At 61.9% G+C, this 15,528-nt stretch carries 14 protein-coding genes and 4 pseudogenes; 15 read left to right on the plus strand and 3 right to left on the minus strand.

Annotated features, from left to right (window positions below; all coding sequences use genetic code 11):
- The first annotated feature begins 139 nt into the window (after positions 1-139).
- From JCM21793_RS14435 to eutH, 3 genes and pseudogenes are all read left to right on the plus strand, one after another.
- The gene (locus JCM21793_RS14435) at positions 140-1,048 is read left to right on the plus strand and encodes a phosphotransferase family protein (RefSeq protein WP_025030826.1); all 909 of its coding nucleotides are present in this window, start codon (positions 140-142) and stop codon (positions 1,046-1,048) included.
- Positions 1,048-3,504, plus strand: a pseudogene (locus tag JCM21793_RS26095) (GcvT family protein); the annotation flags it as partial. The gene JCM21793_RS14435 and the pseudogene JCM21793_RS26095, both read left to right, overlap by 1 nt.
- Positions 3,505-3,639: 135 nt before the next feature.
- Positions 3,640-4,794: pseudogene (gene eutH / locus JCM21793_RS31630) on the plus strand (ethanolamine utilization protein EutH); the annotation flags it as partial.
- Between the two features lie 154 nt (positions 4,795-4,948).
- Here the strand turns inward: eutH and JCM21793_RS14445 are convergent.
- Positions 4,949-5,674: a GntR family transcriptional regulator gene (locus JCM21793_RS14445; RefSeq protein ID WP_025030828.1), complete on the minus strand. Its 726-nt coding sequence runs from the start codon at positions 5,672-5,674 to the stop codon at positions 4,949-4,951.
- Between the two features lie 153 nt (positions 5,675-5,827).
- Here JCM21793_RS14445 and JCM21793_RS14450 point away from each other — a divergent pair, with 153 nt between their 5' ends.
- The 8 genes and pseudogenes from JCM21793_RS14450 (at position 5,828) to JCM21793_RS14480 (ending at position 12,603) form a co-directional block, all read left to right on the plus strand.
- Positions 5,828-6,949 (plus strand): cupin domain-containing protein, encoded by a 1,122-nt coding sequence (locus tag JCM21793_RS14450; protein ID WP_025030829.1) that lies wholly within the window; start codon positions 5,828-5,830, stop codon positions 6,947-6,949.
- A 16-nt stretch (positions 6,950-6,965) separates the two neighbouring features.
- Positions 6,966-7,100, plus strand: coding sequence for a hypothetical protein (locus tag JCM21793_RS30990; protein ID WP_280113522.1), 135 nt, complete (start codon positions 6,966-6,968; stop codon positions 7,098-7,100).
- The gene (locus JCM21793_RS26100; protein WP_244439771.1) at positions 7,088-7,909 is read left to right on the plus strand and encodes a fumarylacetoacetate hydrolase family protein; all 822 of its coding nucleotides are present in this window, start codon (positions 7,088-7,090) and stop codon (positions 7,907-7,909) included. Before JCM21793_RS30990 ends, JCM21793_RS26100 begins: the two co-directional genes overlap by 13 nt.
- 35 nt (positions 7,910-7,944) lie before the next feature.
- Positions 7,945-9,129, plus strand: a complete 1,185-nt coding sequence (locus JCM21793_RS14460) for an ABC transporter substrate-binding protein (protein WP_244423288.1) — start codon at positions 7,945-7,947, stop codon at positions 9,127-9,129.
- Positions 9,130-9,251: 122 nt separating this feature from the next.
- Positions 9,252-10,163 (plus strand): annotated as a pseudogene (locus JCM21793_RS26105) (branched-chain amino acid ABC transporter permease).
- A 4-nt stretch (positions 10,164-10,167) separates the two neighbouring features.
- The gene (locus tag JCM21793_RS14470) at positions 10,168-11,145 is read left to right on the plus strand and encodes a branched-chain amino acid ABC transporter permease (protein WP_025030831.1); all 978 of its coding nucleotides are present in this window, start codon (positions 10,168-10,170) and stop codon (positions 11,143-11,145) included.
- Positions 11,138-11,914, plus strand: a complete 777-nt coding sequence (locus tag JCM21793_RS14475) for an ABC transporter ATP-binding protein (protein WP_025030832.1) — start codon at positions 11,138-11,140, stop codon at positions 11,912-11,914. Before JCM21793_RS14470 ends, JCM21793_RS14475 begins: the two co-directional genes overlap by 8 nt.
- Positions 11,908-12,603 carry an ABC transporter ATP-binding protein gene (locus JCM21793_RS14480; RefSeq protein WP_025030833.1) on the plus strand — a complete coding sequence of 232 codons (696 nt, stop codon included), beginning with the start codon at positions 11,908-11,910 and terminating at the stop codon, positions 12,601-12,603. The genes JCM21793_RS14475 and JCM21793_RS14480 overlap by 7 nt, the downstream gene beginning before the upstream one ends.
- Here the strand turns inward: JCM21793_RS14480 and JCM21793_RS30380 are convergent.
- Positions 12,588-12,908, minus strand: a complete 321-nt coding sequence (locus JCM21793_RS30380) for a hypothetical protein (RefSeq protein WP_244439772.1) — start codon at positions 12,906-12,908, stop codon at positions 12,588-12,590. The two genes, JCM21793_RS14480 and JCM21793_RS30380, sit on opposite strands and share 16 nt — an antisense overlap.
- Positions 12,909-12,964: 56 nt before the next feature.
- Between JCM21793_RS30380 and JCM21793_RS30385 the strand changes: the two are divergent.
- The 4 genes and pseudogenes from JCM21793_RS30385 to JCM21793_RS14495 form a co-directional block, all read left to right on the plus strand.
- Positions 12,965-13,033 (plus strand): annotated as a pseudogene (locus JCM21793_RS30385) (hypothetical protein); the annotation flags it as partial.
- 48 nt (positions 13,034-13,081) lie between these two features.
- Positions 13,082-13,495, plus strand: coding sequence for a hypothetical protein (locus JCM21793_RS30390; RefSeq protein WP_244439773.1), 414 nt, complete (start codon positions 13,082-13,084; stop codon positions 13,493-13,495).
- Positions 13,492-14,439, plus strand: coding sequence for a carbon-nitrogen hydrolase family protein (locus JCM21793_RS14490; protein WP_025030834.1), 948 nt, complete (start codon positions 13,492-13,494; stop codon positions 14,437-14,439). Before JCM21793_RS30390 ends, JCM21793_RS14490 begins: the two co-directional genes overlap by 4 nt.
- A gap of 9 nt (positions 14,440-14,448) precedes the next feature.
- Positions 14,449-15,096, plus strand: a complete 648-nt coding sequence (locus tag JCM21793_RS14495; RefSeq protein WP_007006929.1) for a flavin reductase family protein — start codon at positions 14,449-14,451, stop codon at positions 15,094-15,096.
- Positions 15,097-15,183: 87 nt separating this feature from the next.
- Here JCM21793_RS14495 and JCM21793_RS26115 read toward each other — a convergent pair whose 3' ends face one another.
- Positions 15,184-15,387, minus strand: coding sequence for a hypothetical protein (locus tag JCM21793_RS26115; RefSeq protein WP_202901428.1), 204 nt, complete (start codon positions 15,385-15,387; stop codon positions 15,184-15,186).
- Positions 15,388-15,528: the final 141 nt, after the last annotated feature.

The raw sequence follows: 15,528 nt of genomic DNA on the forward strand, positions 1-15,528 counted from the left end.
GTATTTTGACCGATTTTGCCCGAAAATGATTCCAGAAAATGAGAATATCGGTCAAATAACCACATTTTTGTATTGACTTCGCATTGGCGGACATCAATTCTTTCCGCAAAACAGGCGGCCAAAGGCTGCGGGAGGAGATATGGTGGACGCTCGGGATATCACCACCGCGCGCTCTGAACAGATCGCGGCTTTGCCGATCTGGAGCGGAGCTATCGACATCAAGCCGATGGTCGGCGGGATCAGCAACGAAAGCTGGCTCGTTACCGACAACAGGGGCGGGCATGTCGTCCGTTTCGGCAAGGATTACCCCTTTCACCACGTTCTCCGCGACCGTGAATTGATGACGGCGCGTGCTGCCGAAGAAGCGGCTCTCGCGCCTGCAGTCGAGCACGCGGCGCCCGGTGTGATGGTCTGCAAATATCTCAACGCCAAGACCTATGCCGAGGCCGATGTGCGCGCCAATGTCGAGCGGGTAGCACTTATCGTGCGCGCCTTTCATCGCAAGATGCCGCACCACGTTTCAGGGCCTGGCTTCATGTTCTGGCCTTTCCATGTGATCCGCGATTATGCGCGCACGCTGGAGAACGGCAAGAGCCGGATGGTCGACCAGCTGCCGGCCTACCTGGCGCTGGCCGACGAACTTGAAGCGGTGCAGCAGCCACTCCCCATCGTCTTCGGCCACAACGATCTCTTGCCGGCCAACCTGCTCGACACCGGCGACAGGCTGTGGCTGATCGATTTCGAGTATGCCGGCTTTTCGACGCCCATGTTCGACCTCGCGGGCCTCTCCTCCAATGCCAGCTTCTCCGACGAGGAGAGCGAGGCGCTGCTTGGCTATTATTTCGACCGCACGCCGGAGACACCGCTGCGCCGCTCAATGGCGGCAATGCAATGCGCCTCGCTTCTGCGGGAGGCCATGTGGAGCATGGTCTCCGAACTCTATCTCGATGCGCCCGGCACGGACTATGTCGCCTACACGCATGAGAACCTGTCGCGGCTGGAGACGGCACTCGACACTTTCTACTCTCAATACGGACGCCTCTCCTGATGACCCAGCCTCTTCCTTCCCATGCCCAGATCGTTGTCATCGGTGGCGGCATCATCGGCTGCTCGACGGCCTATCACCTCGCCCGCGATCACAAGGCGGATGTCGTTCTCCTGGAACAGGGCAAGCTGACATCGGGCTCCACCTGGCATGCGGCCGGGCTTGTGGGGCAATTGCGGTCTTCGGCCTCAATCACGAAAGTGCTGAAATACTCGGTCGATCTCTACAAGCGACTGCATGAAGAGACCGGTCTTGAGACCGGCTGGAAGATGACGGGCTGTCTGCGACTGGCGACGAACGAGGACCGCTGGACCGAATTTCGCCGGCTTGCCACAACCGCGCGAAGCTTCGGCATGGACATGGAACTGGTGAGCCCCGAAGAGGTGAAGCGGATGTGGCCGCTGATGGACACATCTGACCTTCGCGGCGCCTCATGGCTGCCGACCGACGGTCAGGCGAGCCCCTCCGACATCACCCAGTCGCTCGCCAAGGGCGCGCGCATGCATGGTGCGCGTCTCTTCGAGGGCGTGCGCGTGACCGGTTTCGAAATGGATGGCGACCGCATAACGGCAGTCGAGACGAACCGGGGGCGTATCGGCTGTGAGACGGTGGTGAACTGCGGCGGCCAGTGGGCGCGCCAGATCGGCGCGATGGCCGGCGTTTCGGTGCCGCTGCATCCGGTGAAGCACCAGTATATCGTGACTGAGAAAATCGAAGGTCTTTCGACCGACACGCCGACCGTGCGCGACCCCGATCGGCGCATCTACTTCAAGGAAGAGGTGGGCGGTCTGGTGATGGGCGGCTATGAGCCGAACCCGCAAAGCTGGGTGACCGGCCTGCCGGGCGGTGACGTGCCCAACGAGTTCGAGTTCCAGCTTTTCGACGATGATTTCGATCATTTCGAACAACACATGACGCAGGCCATCGAGCGTGTGCCCGCGCTTGGTGAAGCGGGCGTGCGGCAGATGATCAACGGGCCGGAGAGCTTCACGCCCGACGGCAATTTCATTCTCGGCCAGGCGCCCGAATGCGCCAACATGTTTGTTGGTGCAGGCTTCAATGCATTCGGCATTGCGGCTGGCGGCGGCGCGGGCTGGGTGCTGGCCGAATGGGCTGTGCGCGGCGAAGCGCCGCTCGATCTCTGGGTGGTCGACATTCGCCGTTTCTCCACACTCCACGAAGACCGCAAATGGGTGGAGGAACGCACGCTTGAAGCTTATGGCAAGCACTACACCGTGGGGTTCCCGCATGAGGAATATGAGAGCGGGCGCCCGCGCATCGTTTCGCCACTCTATGAACGCTTGAAGAAGCACCGCGCCGTGTTCGGCTCCAAGCTCGGATGGGAGCGGCCCAACTGGTTTGCGCCCGCGGGCATGGAGCCTCGCGACGACTATTCCATGGGTCGTCAGAACTGGTTCGGGCCGGTGGGTGAGGAGCATGCCCATGTGCGCGAAAAGGTCGGTGTGTTCGACCAGTCCTCCTTTGCCAAATACGAGATGACGGGCCCGGATGCGGCGGATGCGCTTGAGCGGATCTGCTCCAATTATGTGGCCAAGCCAGCCGGACGCCTGACCTATACGCAGATCCTCAACTCGCGCGGTGGCATCGAATGCGACCTCACCGTGGCGCGCCTTGCCGATGACCGCTTCTACATCGTCACCGGTACCGGTTCGCGCACCCATGATTTCGGCTGGATCAGGCAGCATCTGCCGGCGGGTGCGGATGCCCGGCTTGTCGATGTGACCGAGGCGTATGGTACGCTTTCGCTGATGGGACCCCGCGCGCGGGACGTGCTTTCGTCGGTGACGGATGCAGATGTGAGCAATGACGCGTTCCGCTTTGGCCGCGTGCAGGAGATCGAGATTGCCGGTCATAAGGTGCGGGCCATGCGCGTGACCTATGTGGGTGAGCTGGGCTGGGAACTGCATGTGCCCATTGAAGGGACAGGCGATGTTTTCGATGTGCTGATGGAGAAGGGCCACGCCCATGACATCCGGCCGGTCGGCTATCGGGCCATCGAGTCCCTTCGGCTTGAAAAGGGTTATCGCGCATGGGGTTCGGATGTGACGCCGAATGACAACCCGTTCGAGGCGGGGCTTGGCTGGGCGGTGAAACTGCGCCGCGACACGCCTTTTATTGGCCGCGAGGCCTGTGAGGCGGCGGCTGCCAATCCGCTGACAAAGCAACTGGCCTGCTTCACGACCGAGGACCCGGACGTGGTGCTGCTTGGCCGGGAAACCATACTGCGCGATGGCGAACCTGTCGGCTATCTGACCAGCGGTGGCTTTGGCTACACGGTCGGCAAGCCAATCGGCTACGGCTATGTGCGCTCGGAAAACGGTGTCGACGACGCGTTTCTGGCATCGGGAAAATACGAACTCATCGTGGCGAACGAACGCATCGCCGCCACGCTTCATATGGCGCCGCTCTACGATCCGCCGGGGGAACGCGTGAAGGCTGATCGAAAAACCGGCGCCAAGATGCCGGGGCGCATTTCGCACACTGGGAGGGAAGGCAAATGGCTTCAATCGGTACCTACGTCATCTACATCATCATGCATGCGCGGTCGCCGGCGCAATCGCTCGATCCGCAACCCGGAAACCGGGCTCGGCAAGGAGTTCATCGAAGGGCTTCATTCCATTGGCCCGATTTTCATACCCGTGGCCGGCATCATGGCCGCGATCCCCTATCTTTCGGAGTTTATCCGGGCGGTCGCCGGGCCGCTCTTTGCGATGATCGGGGCCGATCCGTCCATCGCGGCAACGACGGTGATTGCCGTCGATATGGGGGGCTATCAGCTGGCCGACGCGCTGGCACAGTCGCGCGATGCGTGGATGATGGCGACTGTCGTTGGCTACATGTCGGGCGCGACGATCATCTTCTCCATACCCGTCGGGCTGGCAATGCTGGCAAAATCCGACCACAAATACATGGCGCTTGGCATCATGTCGGGCATTCTGAGCGTGCCGGTCGGGGTTTTCATCGCCTGTACGCTGATCGCCATGACGGGGCTCGACATCAGACCGGATGTCTCCACGACTTCGGAAGCGACCCATCAGATTGCGCTGACCATGGTCGACATTCTGCGCAATCTGCTGCCGCTGATCGTGTTCTGCGTGGCAATCGCTCTGGGGTTGCGTTTTGCGCCAGATGCGATGATCACCGGCTTCCTCTGGTTCGGTCGCATCATGTATGCCGGCATCACGCTGGTTCTGGTGGCTTCGATCGTGGAATATTTCACCGGATTCTTCTCCACCGTGTTCGGCTCCTGGGGATTCGACCCGATCATTGCCGATGAACAGGACCAGTTCCGTGCCCTGGAGATTGCCGGCTATATCGGCATTATGCTCGCCGGCGCGTTTCCGATGGTTTATCTTCTGACCAAATATCTGGCTGGCCCCATGCAGGTGATCGGCGCACGCATCGGCGTTTCACCGGAAGGCGCGGCGGGACTTCTTGCGGCAAGTGCGAACATTCTCGCCATGTATCGTCTGGTCGGGCAGATGCGGCCCCGCGACAAGGTGTTGGCGATTGCGTTTGCCGTGTGTGCGGCATTCACCTTCGGCGATCATCTGGCATTTGCGGCGAATTTTCAGCCGACGATGATCCTGCCCCTGATGCTGGGCAAGCTCTTTGGCGGTGCTGCGGGCTTCATGCTGGCCGTGTGGCTTTCGGTACCGAAGGCGGAAGAACTGGCCCTGCGCGAAGCAGGGACGGCGCCGGAAGCGCGCCCGATGCCCGCACAATAGCAGTGGCTCAAAAACGTGTGCGGCCGGCATTGGCCGCACATACTGCCGGCGCTAGATCGCCGTGCGTCCATTCGGACGCACAAAGGACGATCTAAACTATTGATGGAGCATCGGAGTAGCCCGAAAACCGGATTCCACTTTTCGGTCCGATGCTCTAGGCGTCTGCGCCGGCGGCCATTGGCTTCGCGTCCGGCTGATACCGGGCGGAAAGTGTCTCTCCGGTGCGCTGATAGTGCCGGCTCAGGAGAGCGATTGCCTTTTCGGCATCGCGCGCGATGGTCGCTTCCATGATCTCCTGATGCTCCAGCGTGAGATCGCGAGAGGGGCGGGCGCGGGGCCCACCCAGAACCGGGAAGCGATAACGCTCGGTTTCCACATAGAGCTTGTCCGAAAAATCGAGAAGCCAGTTTGACCGGCAGGCGCTGATGAGCGCGCGGTGAAACCGGTGATGCCGGTCTTCAAGCGCCTTCATCTCCTCCATGGGTGGCGTGTCCATCTGCTCCAGCTTCTTGGCTTTGAGGGAAAGTCCGTGAAAAGCCGAGATCACCTCCGTCTCCCAGTCGTCATCGCCGAATTTGATGGCGCGACGCAGCGCCTCGGCCTCAATGTGGATCCTTGTGTCGACCGCATCCCACATCTCGGTCAGCGAAAGCGGCGCGACGGTAAAGCCGCGCAGCGCGACCGACATGACGAGACGCTCGCTGTGCAGGCGGTTCAGCGCCTCGCGCAGGGGAGAATAGCCCAGACCGTAACGCTGCTTGAGGTTCTCAAGCCGCAGCGGGCTGCCGGCCTCCAGCGTGCCGCTGACAATGTCCCAGCGCAGCTTTTGATAGGCCTCTTCCGTCAGCGTGGTTTCACGCGGGTTCTTCTTTCCCGACACGTCTTCTCCCCGGCATTGCTGCTTCGGTTTTGCAGGAGAACAGCATAGCACAGCGCTCCGCGCAACAAACGAAAAAATCCAGATTTTCGAAAATATCTATTTACAGCGAAAATCTCGCTGTTATCTTTCCGTCATTGAAGAGTGGAGGTTGAGATGTCGTCAGGCAGGGAAAACTACCGCGAGGACGTGGCGGGCCGCGCCAATGTGGAGGATACGCCGGAGCTTCTGGCCTATTACGACGAGCTGGAGGCGCTGGAGGCGGGTGCGCTGTGGACCGTCGCCAACAAGATCGAGCCCTGGGAGCCGCAGTCCTCGTCCGTGCCGATGATCTGGCGTTATCGCGATCTGCGCGAGCACGTCTTGCGTTCGGTCGAGCTGGTAACGCCGGAAAAAGCCGGTCGCCGTGTGATCTATCTCAACAATCCGGGTCGTCGCGAATTCGCCGCTGCTGTCGGCTGGCTCTATTCCGGACTTCAGGTCATGCATCCGGGCGAGGCTGCGTCCGCGCACCGGCATTCGGCCTCGGCGCTTCGCTTTATCATGGAGGGTTCAGGCGCTTACACCATCGTCGATGGCCATAAGATGACTCTCAGCGCCAACGACTTCGTGCTGACGCCAAACGGCACCTGGCACGAGCACGGCGTTGAGGAAAGCGGCAGCCCCTGCATCTGGCAGGACGGGCTTGATATCCCGCTGGTCAACACGCTCGAAGCGAATTTCTATGAAGTTCACCCGGACCTGCGGCAGGCCGTCGGCTTTGCTGTAGACGACATGACGAAGACCTGGGGCAATCCGGGTCTGACGCCGGGCGGTGGCGCGTGGGACAAGGGTTATTCTCCGCTCTACAAATATGAGTGGGAGCGCACTTATGAAGCGCTCAAGCGCTATGCAGAAGCGACCGACGGCTCGCCCTATGACGGCGTGATGATGGAATACATCAACCCGGTCACTTCGGGCCCAGTCATGCAGACCATCGGCGCCAGCATGCAGATGCTGCGCCCCGGCGAAAAGACGAAGGCGCACCGTCACACTGGCAGCTATCTCTACCAGGTGGCGAAGGGCAAGGGCTACTCGATCATCGGCGGCAAGCGGTTCGACTGGCAGGAACGCGACATTTTCTGTGTGCCGTCCTGGGCATGGCACGAACACGCCAATCTGTCCGACAGCGACGATGCCTGCCTCTTCTGTTTCAACGACCTTCCGGTGATGCGTTCGCTCGGTCTCTACCGGGAAGAAGCGCTGGCCGACAATGGCGGTCACCAACCACAAGACTGATCAAGGACATATCTGAATGCGACTGGTTACCTACAGGGCCACGGTCGAGGCGCCCGCGCGTCTTGGCGTCATCGAGGGCGAGAGCGTTGTCGACGTGGAAGCGCTCGGCATTGCCTTTGGCGAGGACTTCCCCGCTCCATGCTGGAGCTGATCGATCTCGGTCCGGATGGGCTGGCGGCGCTGAAACGGCTTCTGGACGAGGCGCGCGGTGCATGGCCGGTGCGCACGACCGTGCCGCTCGCCAATGTGCGATTGCTGGCCCCCATCCCGCGGCCGCGCAAGAACATCTTCGGCATCGGCCTCAACTATGTGGAGCATGTGGAGGAATCGAGCCGCACGCTCGATACGTCGAAGGACCTGCCCAAGGAGCCGGTCATTTTCAGCAAGCCGCCCATGGCGGTTGTCGGGCCGGACGATCCAATCGAGCACAATGCCTCGATCACACAGCAGCTCGACTGGGAGGTGGAGCTTGCCGCCATCATCGGGCGCAAGGCCACCAAGGTGAGCGAGGAAGACGCGCTTTCCTACGTGTTTGGCTACAGCGTGATGATCGATGTCAGCGCGCGCGACAACCGTCGCGCCGGTCAGTGGATCTATTCCAAGGGACAGGACAGCTTTGCGCCATTCGGTCCCTGCATCGTCACTGCCGACGAGGTGGGGGACCCGCACGATCTCGACCTCTGGCTCACCGTCAATGGCGAGCGCAAACAGGGTTCGAACACGAAGCACATGCTGTTCAAGATACCGACGCTCATCTCCGACATCTCGGCCGCCATCACGCTTGATCCCGGCGACATCATCGCCACCGGCACGCCCGAAGGTGTCGGTGCGGGCCGCGATCCGCAGGAATGGCTATGGCCTGGCGATGTGGTGGAAGCCTGTGTCGAGGGCATCGGCACGATCCGCCATCCAATTGTGGCCGTCGGCAATGATTTCTCACGTCAGCGCAAGGCCGGATGATCCGGCTTCGTACGCGCAATTCAAGGGAGGAGAACATGACAATGGGACTTAAGGGCAAGGCAATGCGGACCGGCCTTATGGCCACCGCGCTCGCAACGGTCATGGCCGCGCAGGCCTCTGCGGAGGAGCTGCGCATCGGCTTCATCACCACGCTTTCGACACCGGCCGGCTACATCGGCGAGGACATCCGCGACGCCTTCATGCTGGCCATCGGCGAAGACGGCAAGCTGGGCGATACGCCGGTTGTGCTCGAGGTCGAGGACGATGGCCTGAAGCCGGCCAATGCCAAACAGTCGGCAGACCGTCTGGTACAGTCGGGCGTCAAGCTGTTCACGGGCGTGAACTTCTCCAACGTGCTTGCCGCCGTGCAGCCGACGGTGATGAAGTCCGGCGGCTTTTATGTCAGCGTCAATCCGGGACCGTCCGTCTTTGCCGGCGAGAAGTGCAACCCCAACTACTTCGTCGCCTCCTACCAGAACGATGCGTTCCACGAGGCGGCGGGTCTTGCGGCCAACAAGCTCGGCTACAAGAAGGTCGTGATCCTTGCGCCCAACTATCAGGCGGGCCGCGACGCGCTGAACGGCTTCAAGCGCACCTATGAGGGCGAGGTGGTGGAGGAGATCTACACCAAGCTCAACCAGACCGACTTTTCTGTCGAGCTGGCGCGCATTCGCTCGTCCGCGCCCGATGCCATCTACCAGTTCCATCCGGGCGGCGCCGGCATCAACTTCGCCAAGCAGTATGACAATGCCGGTCTGAAAGACAGCGTGCCCATGCTGGTGCCGGCCTTCTCACTCGATGCGCAGATGGTCAAGGCGACGGGCGATGCCGCCGATGGCGTCTATGCCTCAGCCCTCTGGACGACCGAGTTCGACAACGATGCCTCTCGTGATTTTGTTAAACGCTTTGAGGAAGCCTATGGCCGCACGCCGACCATGTATGCCGAACAGGCTTACGACACGGCAAACCTGATCGCCTCTGCACTCGATGCCGTGGGCGGAAGCGTCGACGATGCAGACGCATTCCGCGCCGCACTCGCCAGGGCCGATTTCGAGCCGATCCGCGACAAGTACACATTCGGCCCGAACCAGCATCCGATTCAGAACTATTATCTGACACGGTTCGAAAAGAATGCGGATGGCGAGATCGTCCAGACGGTGGTGGAGCGCATCGCCGAGAACCATCAGGACGCCTACGCCGGGGACTGCAAGATGGACTGACGGCCTGCGCCGTTTCCTGAACGGAACTGCCCGGCGGCGATGCGTTGCCGGGCACTCCATCCGCACCGGCCCGTTCGGAGCGGGCAGCCCACCGAACCCAGACCGGCGAGCACTGGAACGCCATGATCCTCTTCATTGAACAGTTGTTGAACGGCCTGCAATATGGCGCGTTCCTCTTCCTGCTGGCCTCGGGCCTGACCCTCGTTTTCGGCATTATGGGTGTGATCAATCTCACCCATGGCACTTTCTACATGATCGGCGCCTATTGCGGTGCGCTCACCGTTGCCTCCACGGGCTCGTTTCTCATGGGGCTCCTGGCGGCCATGGCGGGCGCGGGACTCTACGGACTGCTGGTCGAAAGCGCGTGGTGCGATGGCTCTATAATCGCGACCATCTCTACCAGGTTCTGGCGACGCTCGGCCTCATCCTTTTTACCAATGAGGCGGTGACGCTGATTGTCGGTCGTTCCCCGATATTCATGAATATTCCCCCTTCCTTGAAGGTTCGGTGACGCTCTTCCCGGGACTTGCCTATCCGCTCATGCGGCTCGCGCTGATCGCGGTCGGTCTCGCAGTAGCGTTTGGGCTCTGGCTTCTGGTCAACCACACACGCTTCGGCATGCTCATGCGCGCCGGCGCCGATGACCGGCAGATGGTCGACGCGCTGGGTGTCAACATGCGCGTACTCTATATGAGCGTTTTCGGCCTTGGCGCGATCCTGTGCGGGCTGGCCGGCGTCATGGCCGCGCCGCTGCTTGCCGTCGAGATTGCCATGGGCGAGCGCATCCTCATCACCACATTCGTGGTCATCGTCATTGGCGGGGTCGGTTCCATCCGCGGTGCTTTCGTCGGCGCATGCTGGTGGGCATGGTCGACAGTCTCGGCCGGGCCTACGTGCCGCAGATATTTACCGCGCTACTGCCCTATTCGGTGGCCGACACACTGGCGGCCGGCCTCGTCTCCGCGAGCATCTATGTGCTGATGGCGCTTGTCCTTCTCGTTCGGCCCTATGGCCTCTTCCCCGCCCGGAGCTGAGCCGATGTCCAAATTCGACCGTTTCACGCTGACCGGCATTGTCATGCTTGTTCTGCTCATCATCGCGCCTTTTGTGGTGGCGCAGACGGGCTGGCATGGCGGCCTGCCGCTTCTCACGCGTATCGTCATCTATGCGCTGGCGGTGGTCAGTCTCGATCTGATCATCGGCTATGGCGCGCTGGTGAGCTTCGGCCACGCCATGTTCTTCAGTGTCGGTGGCTATGTGGTGGCGGTCCTCGCTTACCACACGAATATGGGTGACACGATCTTTGGCTGGGAAGGCACGAATTCGGCGCTTGTCCTTTGGCCGCTGGCGCTTCTCGCCTGTGCGCTGCTCGGTCTCGTGATCGGCTATCTGGCGCTCAAGACACGCGGCGTGCAGTTCATCATGATCACACTCGCCTTCGCCCAGATGGTCTATTTCATTCTCGTTTCGCTGCAATTTTACGGCGGGGATGACGGGCTCATGATGGATATGCGTAACACCATGCCCGGCATCGATCTGGATGACCCCTTCGCGTTTTACTATCTCGCCCTCGGCCTGCTCGTTCTTTGGGTCCTCTTCTGCCGCTTCATCGTCAACTCGCGCTTCGGCATGGTGTTTCAGGGCCTGCGCCAGAGCGAGCGCCGCGCCGTCAATCTCGGCGTCAACCCGCTGCCCTTCCGGCTCGCCGCCTTTGTCATCTCGGCCGTCGGCACCGGGCTCGCCGGCGTGCTGTGGGCCAATTATGCCGAGTTCGTCACACCCGATATGGCCACCTGGGCAAAGTCGGGCGAGTTCATGGCCATCGTCACACTGGGCGGGCTGGGCACGCTTCTCGGCCCTATAGCGGGTGCAGCCGCCTTCATCGGGCTTGAGCAGATACTTACCATCTGGACCGAGCACTGGATGATCGTCATGGGCCCGATCCTGGTGCTGATCGCATTGTTCGGCCAGCAGGGCATGCTTGGCCGCTTCCTGAAGGGAGGCCGTCATGACTGATGGAGCCGCAATCAAGACGGGCGAGGCAGTCCTCGCGCTCGACCATTTGCACAAGGCGTTCGGCGCACTCAAAGTCACCGACGATGTCACGCTCGATGTGCGCAGTGGCGAAATTCACGCGCTGATCGGGCCGAATGGCGCCGGCAAATCCACGCTCATCGCGCAGATCTGCGGCGAGTTGCGGTCGGATTCCGGCCGTGTGCACTTCAAGGGACGCGACCTGACCGACCTCAGCGCCTTCAAACGCGCAAGGCTTGGGCTCGGGCGTTCGTTCCAGACAACACAGCTCTGCCTCGAATTCAGTGTGCTCGAACACGTCATCCTCTCGCTCGACTGCATGGAAGGCGGGTCGTTCAACCTTTTCGCCAATCCGCGCAACGATGCCGCGCTTCGTGAAGAAGCGGTGCACTGGATCGGCAAGGCGGGGCTGGCGGGCCGCGAAAACCGGCAGGTCGCCAATCTCGCCCATGGCGAGCGGCGCCAGCTTGAACTTGCCGTGGCGCTTGCGCGCAAGCCGCATGTGCTGGTGCTGGACGAACCCATGGCAGGCATGGGCGCAGAAGAATCCGCCCGCATGGTCGACCTGCTTCAGGAACTGAAGGGCGAATACCCCATGCTTCTGGTCGAGCATGACATGGATGCCGTGTTCACCCTCGCCGACCGCGTCAGCGTTCTCGTCTATGGCCGGATCATCTTCACCGGCACGGTGGACGAGGTGCGGCAGGATGCGGAAGTGCGCAGCGCCTACCTGGGAGACGAAACATGCTGAAAGTCACTGGTCTCGAAGCGGGATACGGCGTCAGCCAGGTGCTGTTCGGTATGGGCTTCGAAGTGCCACGCGGTTCGGTCACCTCGCTGATCGGCCGCAACGGCATGGGAAAGACCACGACCATCCACACCATTCTCGGCATGGTGCGCGCGCGCGGCGGCGACATCCAGCTTGAAGGCGAGAGCATCACCGCCCTGCAGCCAAATGCTATTGCCCGGCGGGGCATCGGGCTGGTGCCTGAAGGGCGGCGGGTCTTCCCCTCGCTCACGGTGGAGGAAAATCTGGTCGCCACCTCCCGGCCGGGCGGTGCGGACGGCTGGAGCCTCGAACGCATCTACGATCTCTTTCCGCGCCTGAAGGAGCGGCGCGGCCAGTTTGCGGCCACGCTTTCGGGCGGCGAGCAGCAGATGCTGGCCGTGGGCCGCGCGCTCCTGACCAATCCCGCGCTTCTCATCCTCGATGAGGCGACGGAGGGGCTCGCGCCCGTCATCCGCGCCGACATCTGGGCGACGCTGCGCCGGTTGAAGGAGCTCGGCCAGTCGATCCTCGTGGTCGACAAGAATCTGAAAGAAATGGCTCCGCTTGTCGACCGGCACCACATCGTCGAGAAGGGCAGGGTGGTCTGGCAGGGCTCGCCGCAGGAGCTGGCAGCCAATGAAGACCTTGCCCATCGCTATCTGGGGGTATGAGCATGGATGCCGCAGCACCGCTTTTCAGGGGCATGGACCAGCCGACGCTGGAGCGTGAATACAATGCGCGCGAAAGCGTCGCCTCCTACGCGGCCGAACACGCCCGCTACGTTGCCGAGGGCGAGCAGGTCCGGCAAAGCCGCGCTGCAAAGCGCGATATCGTCTACGATCCGCAGAGCGGCGAAACGCTCGATCTTTACCTGGCGGGTGAAGGCAGCCCCGTCTTCCTGTGGATTCACGGTGGCTATTGGCGCGGTGGCTCGAAGGAGGACAATGCCTTTGCAGCGGGCGGTCTGATGGCGCACGGCATCTCCGTCGCCGTGATGAACTACACGCTGGCGCCTGAGCCGGTATCGGCGAGATGGTACGTCAGGTGCGCAGCGCTGTTGCCTGGCTCAGGAACAATGGCGCAGAGCGCGGTCTCGATGTGGAGCGGATCCATGTCGGCGGCTCCTCTGCCGGCGGGCATCTGGCGGGCATGGTTCTTGCCGATGGCTGGCTTGAGGCGTTTGACCTGCCGCCGGACACGATTGGCACGGTTCTCGCGCTGAGCGGGCTGCATGAACTCGAACCCCTGCAGCACACGCAGGTGAATGGCTGGATGCGGTTCGACACGGGCTCCATTGCCCAAAACTCCCCGATCCGGCATATCCCCAAGACATCCGGAGCGCGGCTGATTGCCTCGGTCGGTGGGCTCGAGACAGGTGAGTTCATCCGTCAGACGCTGGACTATGCCGCGGCCTGGAAGGCAGCAGGCCATGCGGCGCAGGTGATCGATATGCCGTCGCACAATCATTTCGATATTGCGCTCAGCCTTTGCGAGCCCGATGGTGTGCTGGTCGAGGCCGTCCGCGCTTCGATCGTCCGAGATGCTCAGGGAGAATCCGCATGAAATCGTTCAAGGCAGCCGTCGCACAGACGGCGTCCAACCCCGTTGACGCGCTTGCATCTGCCGGGAAGGCAGCAGCCCTCATCCGCGAGGCAGCGGGTGAGGGGGCGAAACTCATCGTCTTTCCTGAAGCCTTTCTTGGGGGTTATCCCAAAGGCGCTTCTTTCGGCGCGCCCATCGGCATCCGCAAGCCCGAGGGCCGCGAGGCTTTCAGGGATTATTACGAACGCGCCATCGATCTCGACGGCGAGGAAGTGGCGCTGATTGCCGAGGCGACGGCTGAGACGGGTCTCTTCGCCGTCATGGGCTGTATCGAGCGCGACGGTGGCACCCTTTATTGCACGGTTCTGTTCTTCGATGGTGAGAAGGGGCTCATCGGCAAGCACCGCAAGCTCATGCCGACGGCTGGCGAGCGTCTGATCTGGGGCTTTGGCGATGGCTCGACCATGCCGGTCTTCGAAACCCCGCTTGGGCGCATCGGCGCGGTCATCTGCTGGGAAAACTACATGCCCATGCTGCGCATGCATATGTACAGCCAGGGCGTCAGCCTCTATTGCGCCCCCACCGCCGATGACCGCGACACCTGGCTCCCCTCGATGCAGCATATCGCGCTGGAAGGCCGCTGCTTCGTTTTGAGCGCCTGCCAGCACATTAAGCGCGGCGCGTTTCCCGACGATCACGAATGTGCGCTGGGGGATGATCCCGACACCGTGCTGATGCGCGGCGGAAGCGCCATTGTCGACCCGCTCGGAAACGTCCTCGCCGGCCCGGATTTCGAGGGCGAGACGGTGCTTTACGCCGACATAGACATGGCCGCCGTGGCGCGCGGAAAATACGATTTCGACGTGACGGGCCACTATGCCCGGCCCGATATATTCCAGCTCCGGGTAGATGACCGTCCAAAGCGCGCCGTCTCCAACATCAGCGATGAACCCCTGAGCGAATGACGGTATCTGATGCGCTTCAAGCTTGACGAACTCGACCCGCAGATCGGCTACAAGGTGATGACGGCGACCGTCACGCCGCGTCCCATCGCCTGGGTGACGAGCGTGTCCTCCGAAGGCGTGGTGAACGCCGCGCCCTACAGCTTCTTTAATGTGATGGGGCACAGACCGCCCACCGTCGCCATCGGCGTGATGGCGGACCCCCAGCGCGGCTTCAAGGATACGGCACGCAATATTGTCGGCGGCGGAGAGTTCGTCGTGAACCTCGTTCCCGAGCGTCTCGCGGCAGCGATGAACATCACGTCCATGGATGCACCCGAGGATGTCAGCGAACTCGATTGCGCCGGCCTGACGGCCTTGCCCGCGCAGCAGGTGGCTCCGCCGCACATTGCCGAGGCTCCGGTCTCTTTCGAATGCGTCAGCCACAGCGTTCTCGTCACCGGTCCGCATCAGGCGCTGGTCGTTGGCCGCGTGGTCGAAATCCGCGTGGCCGACGATTTCGTCATCGATGCCGAACGCGGCCACATCGACACGCCCGCACTTGGCCTCATCGCCCGTATGCACGGCCGCGGCTGGTATGCACGCTCCAGCGATACGTTTCAGATCGATCGCCCGACCTATGCCGACTGGCTGGCCGGCGAAGGCCGTCAGGTCGGCTGACCACCGACCCCTGGTTTGCGTTCTTCTCTTGCCGGGGTGTCGCTTGCTGCCCATCGGGCGTGTGTTTGGGAGAAGATAAGTGGCCGGTCAGAACCGGTGAATCAGGTGAATGTCGTCGGGCTCCATCGCGACCAGCATGGTGTCCGGCCTGGGCGCCAGCACGGCACCCTGACGCAGGTAGAATTCCACCGTTCGTCGCGTCGAGGTGGATGAGATATAGAACCCTGCGGTTCCTGGGCCTTCCGACGCTTTCCTGCATTCCGCGTAGAGCCGGGCGGCCAGCCGTGACATCTATGCGTGGATCGTTGCCTGTTTGAATATCGCTTAGAAATGTGGAGACTGCGCATTCCTACAAACCCGCGGTTTTGTTCACAAGCGTGACCTGCATCTGTTTCAGGGCTGGGTCATCAGCGTTGTTCGCAAGATCGTCAC

This window comes from Nitratireductor aquibiodomus NL21 = JCM 21793 (assembly GCF_000615975.1).
Lineage (GTDB): Bacteria > Pseudomonadota > Alphaproteobacteria > Rhizobiales > Rhizobiaceae > Nitratireductor > Nitratireductor aquibiodomus.

Excerpts from the sequence above, each read along its gene's own strand:
- JCM21793_RS14475 (WP_025030832.1), top strand. The coding sequence starts at position 11,138 with ATGACTGATGGAGCCGCAATCAAGACGGGCGAGGCAGTCCTCGCGCTC.
- JCM21793_RS14460 (WP_244423288.1), top strand. The coding sequence starts at position 7,945 with ATGACAATGGGACTTAAGGGCAAGGCAATGCGGACCGGCCTTATGGCC.
- JCM21793_RS14470 (WP_025030831.1), top strand. The coding sequence starts at position 10,168 with ATGTCCAAATTCGACCGTTTCACGCTGACCGGCATTGTCATGCTTGTT.
- JCM21793_RS26115 (WP_202901428.1), bottom strand. The coding sequence starts at position 15,387 with ATGTCACGGCTGGCCGCCCGGCTCTACGCGGAATGCAGGAAAGCGTCG.
- JCM21793_RS14435 (WP_025030826.1), top strand. The coding sequence starts at position 140 with ATGGTGGACGCTCGGGATATCACCACCGCGCGCTCTGAACAGATCGCG.
- JCM21793_RS30990 (WP_280113522.1), top strand. The coding sequence starts at position 6,966 with ATGCGACTGGTTACCTACAGGGCCACGGTCGAGGCGCCCGCGCGTCTT.
- JCM21793_RS14450 (WP_025030829.1), top strand. The coding sequence starts at position 5,828 with ATGTCGTCAGGCAGGGAAAACTACCGCGAGGACGTGGCGGGCCGCGCC.
- JCM21793_RS14490 (WP_025030834.1), top strand. The coding sequence starts at position 13,492 with ATGAAATCGTTCAAGGCAGCCGTCGCACAGACGGCGTCCAACCCCGTT.
- JCM21793_RS30390 (WP_244439773.1), top strand. The coding sequence starts at position 13,082 with ATGGTTCTTGCCGATGGCTGGCTTGAGGCGTTTGACCTGCCGCCGGAC.
- JCM21793_RS14480 (WP_025030833.1), top strand. The coding sequence starts at position 11,908 with ATGCTGAAAGTCACTGGTCTCGAAGCGGGATACGGCGTCAGCCAGGTG.
- JCM21793_RS26100 (WP_244439771.1), top strand. The coding sequence starts at position 7,088 with ATGCTGGAGCTGATCGATCTCGGTCCGGATGGGCTGGCGGCGCTGAAA.
- JCM21793_RS14495 (WP_007006929.1), top strand. The coding sequence starts at position 14,449 with ATGCGCTTCAAGCTTGACGAACTCGACCCGCAGATCGGCTACAAGGTG.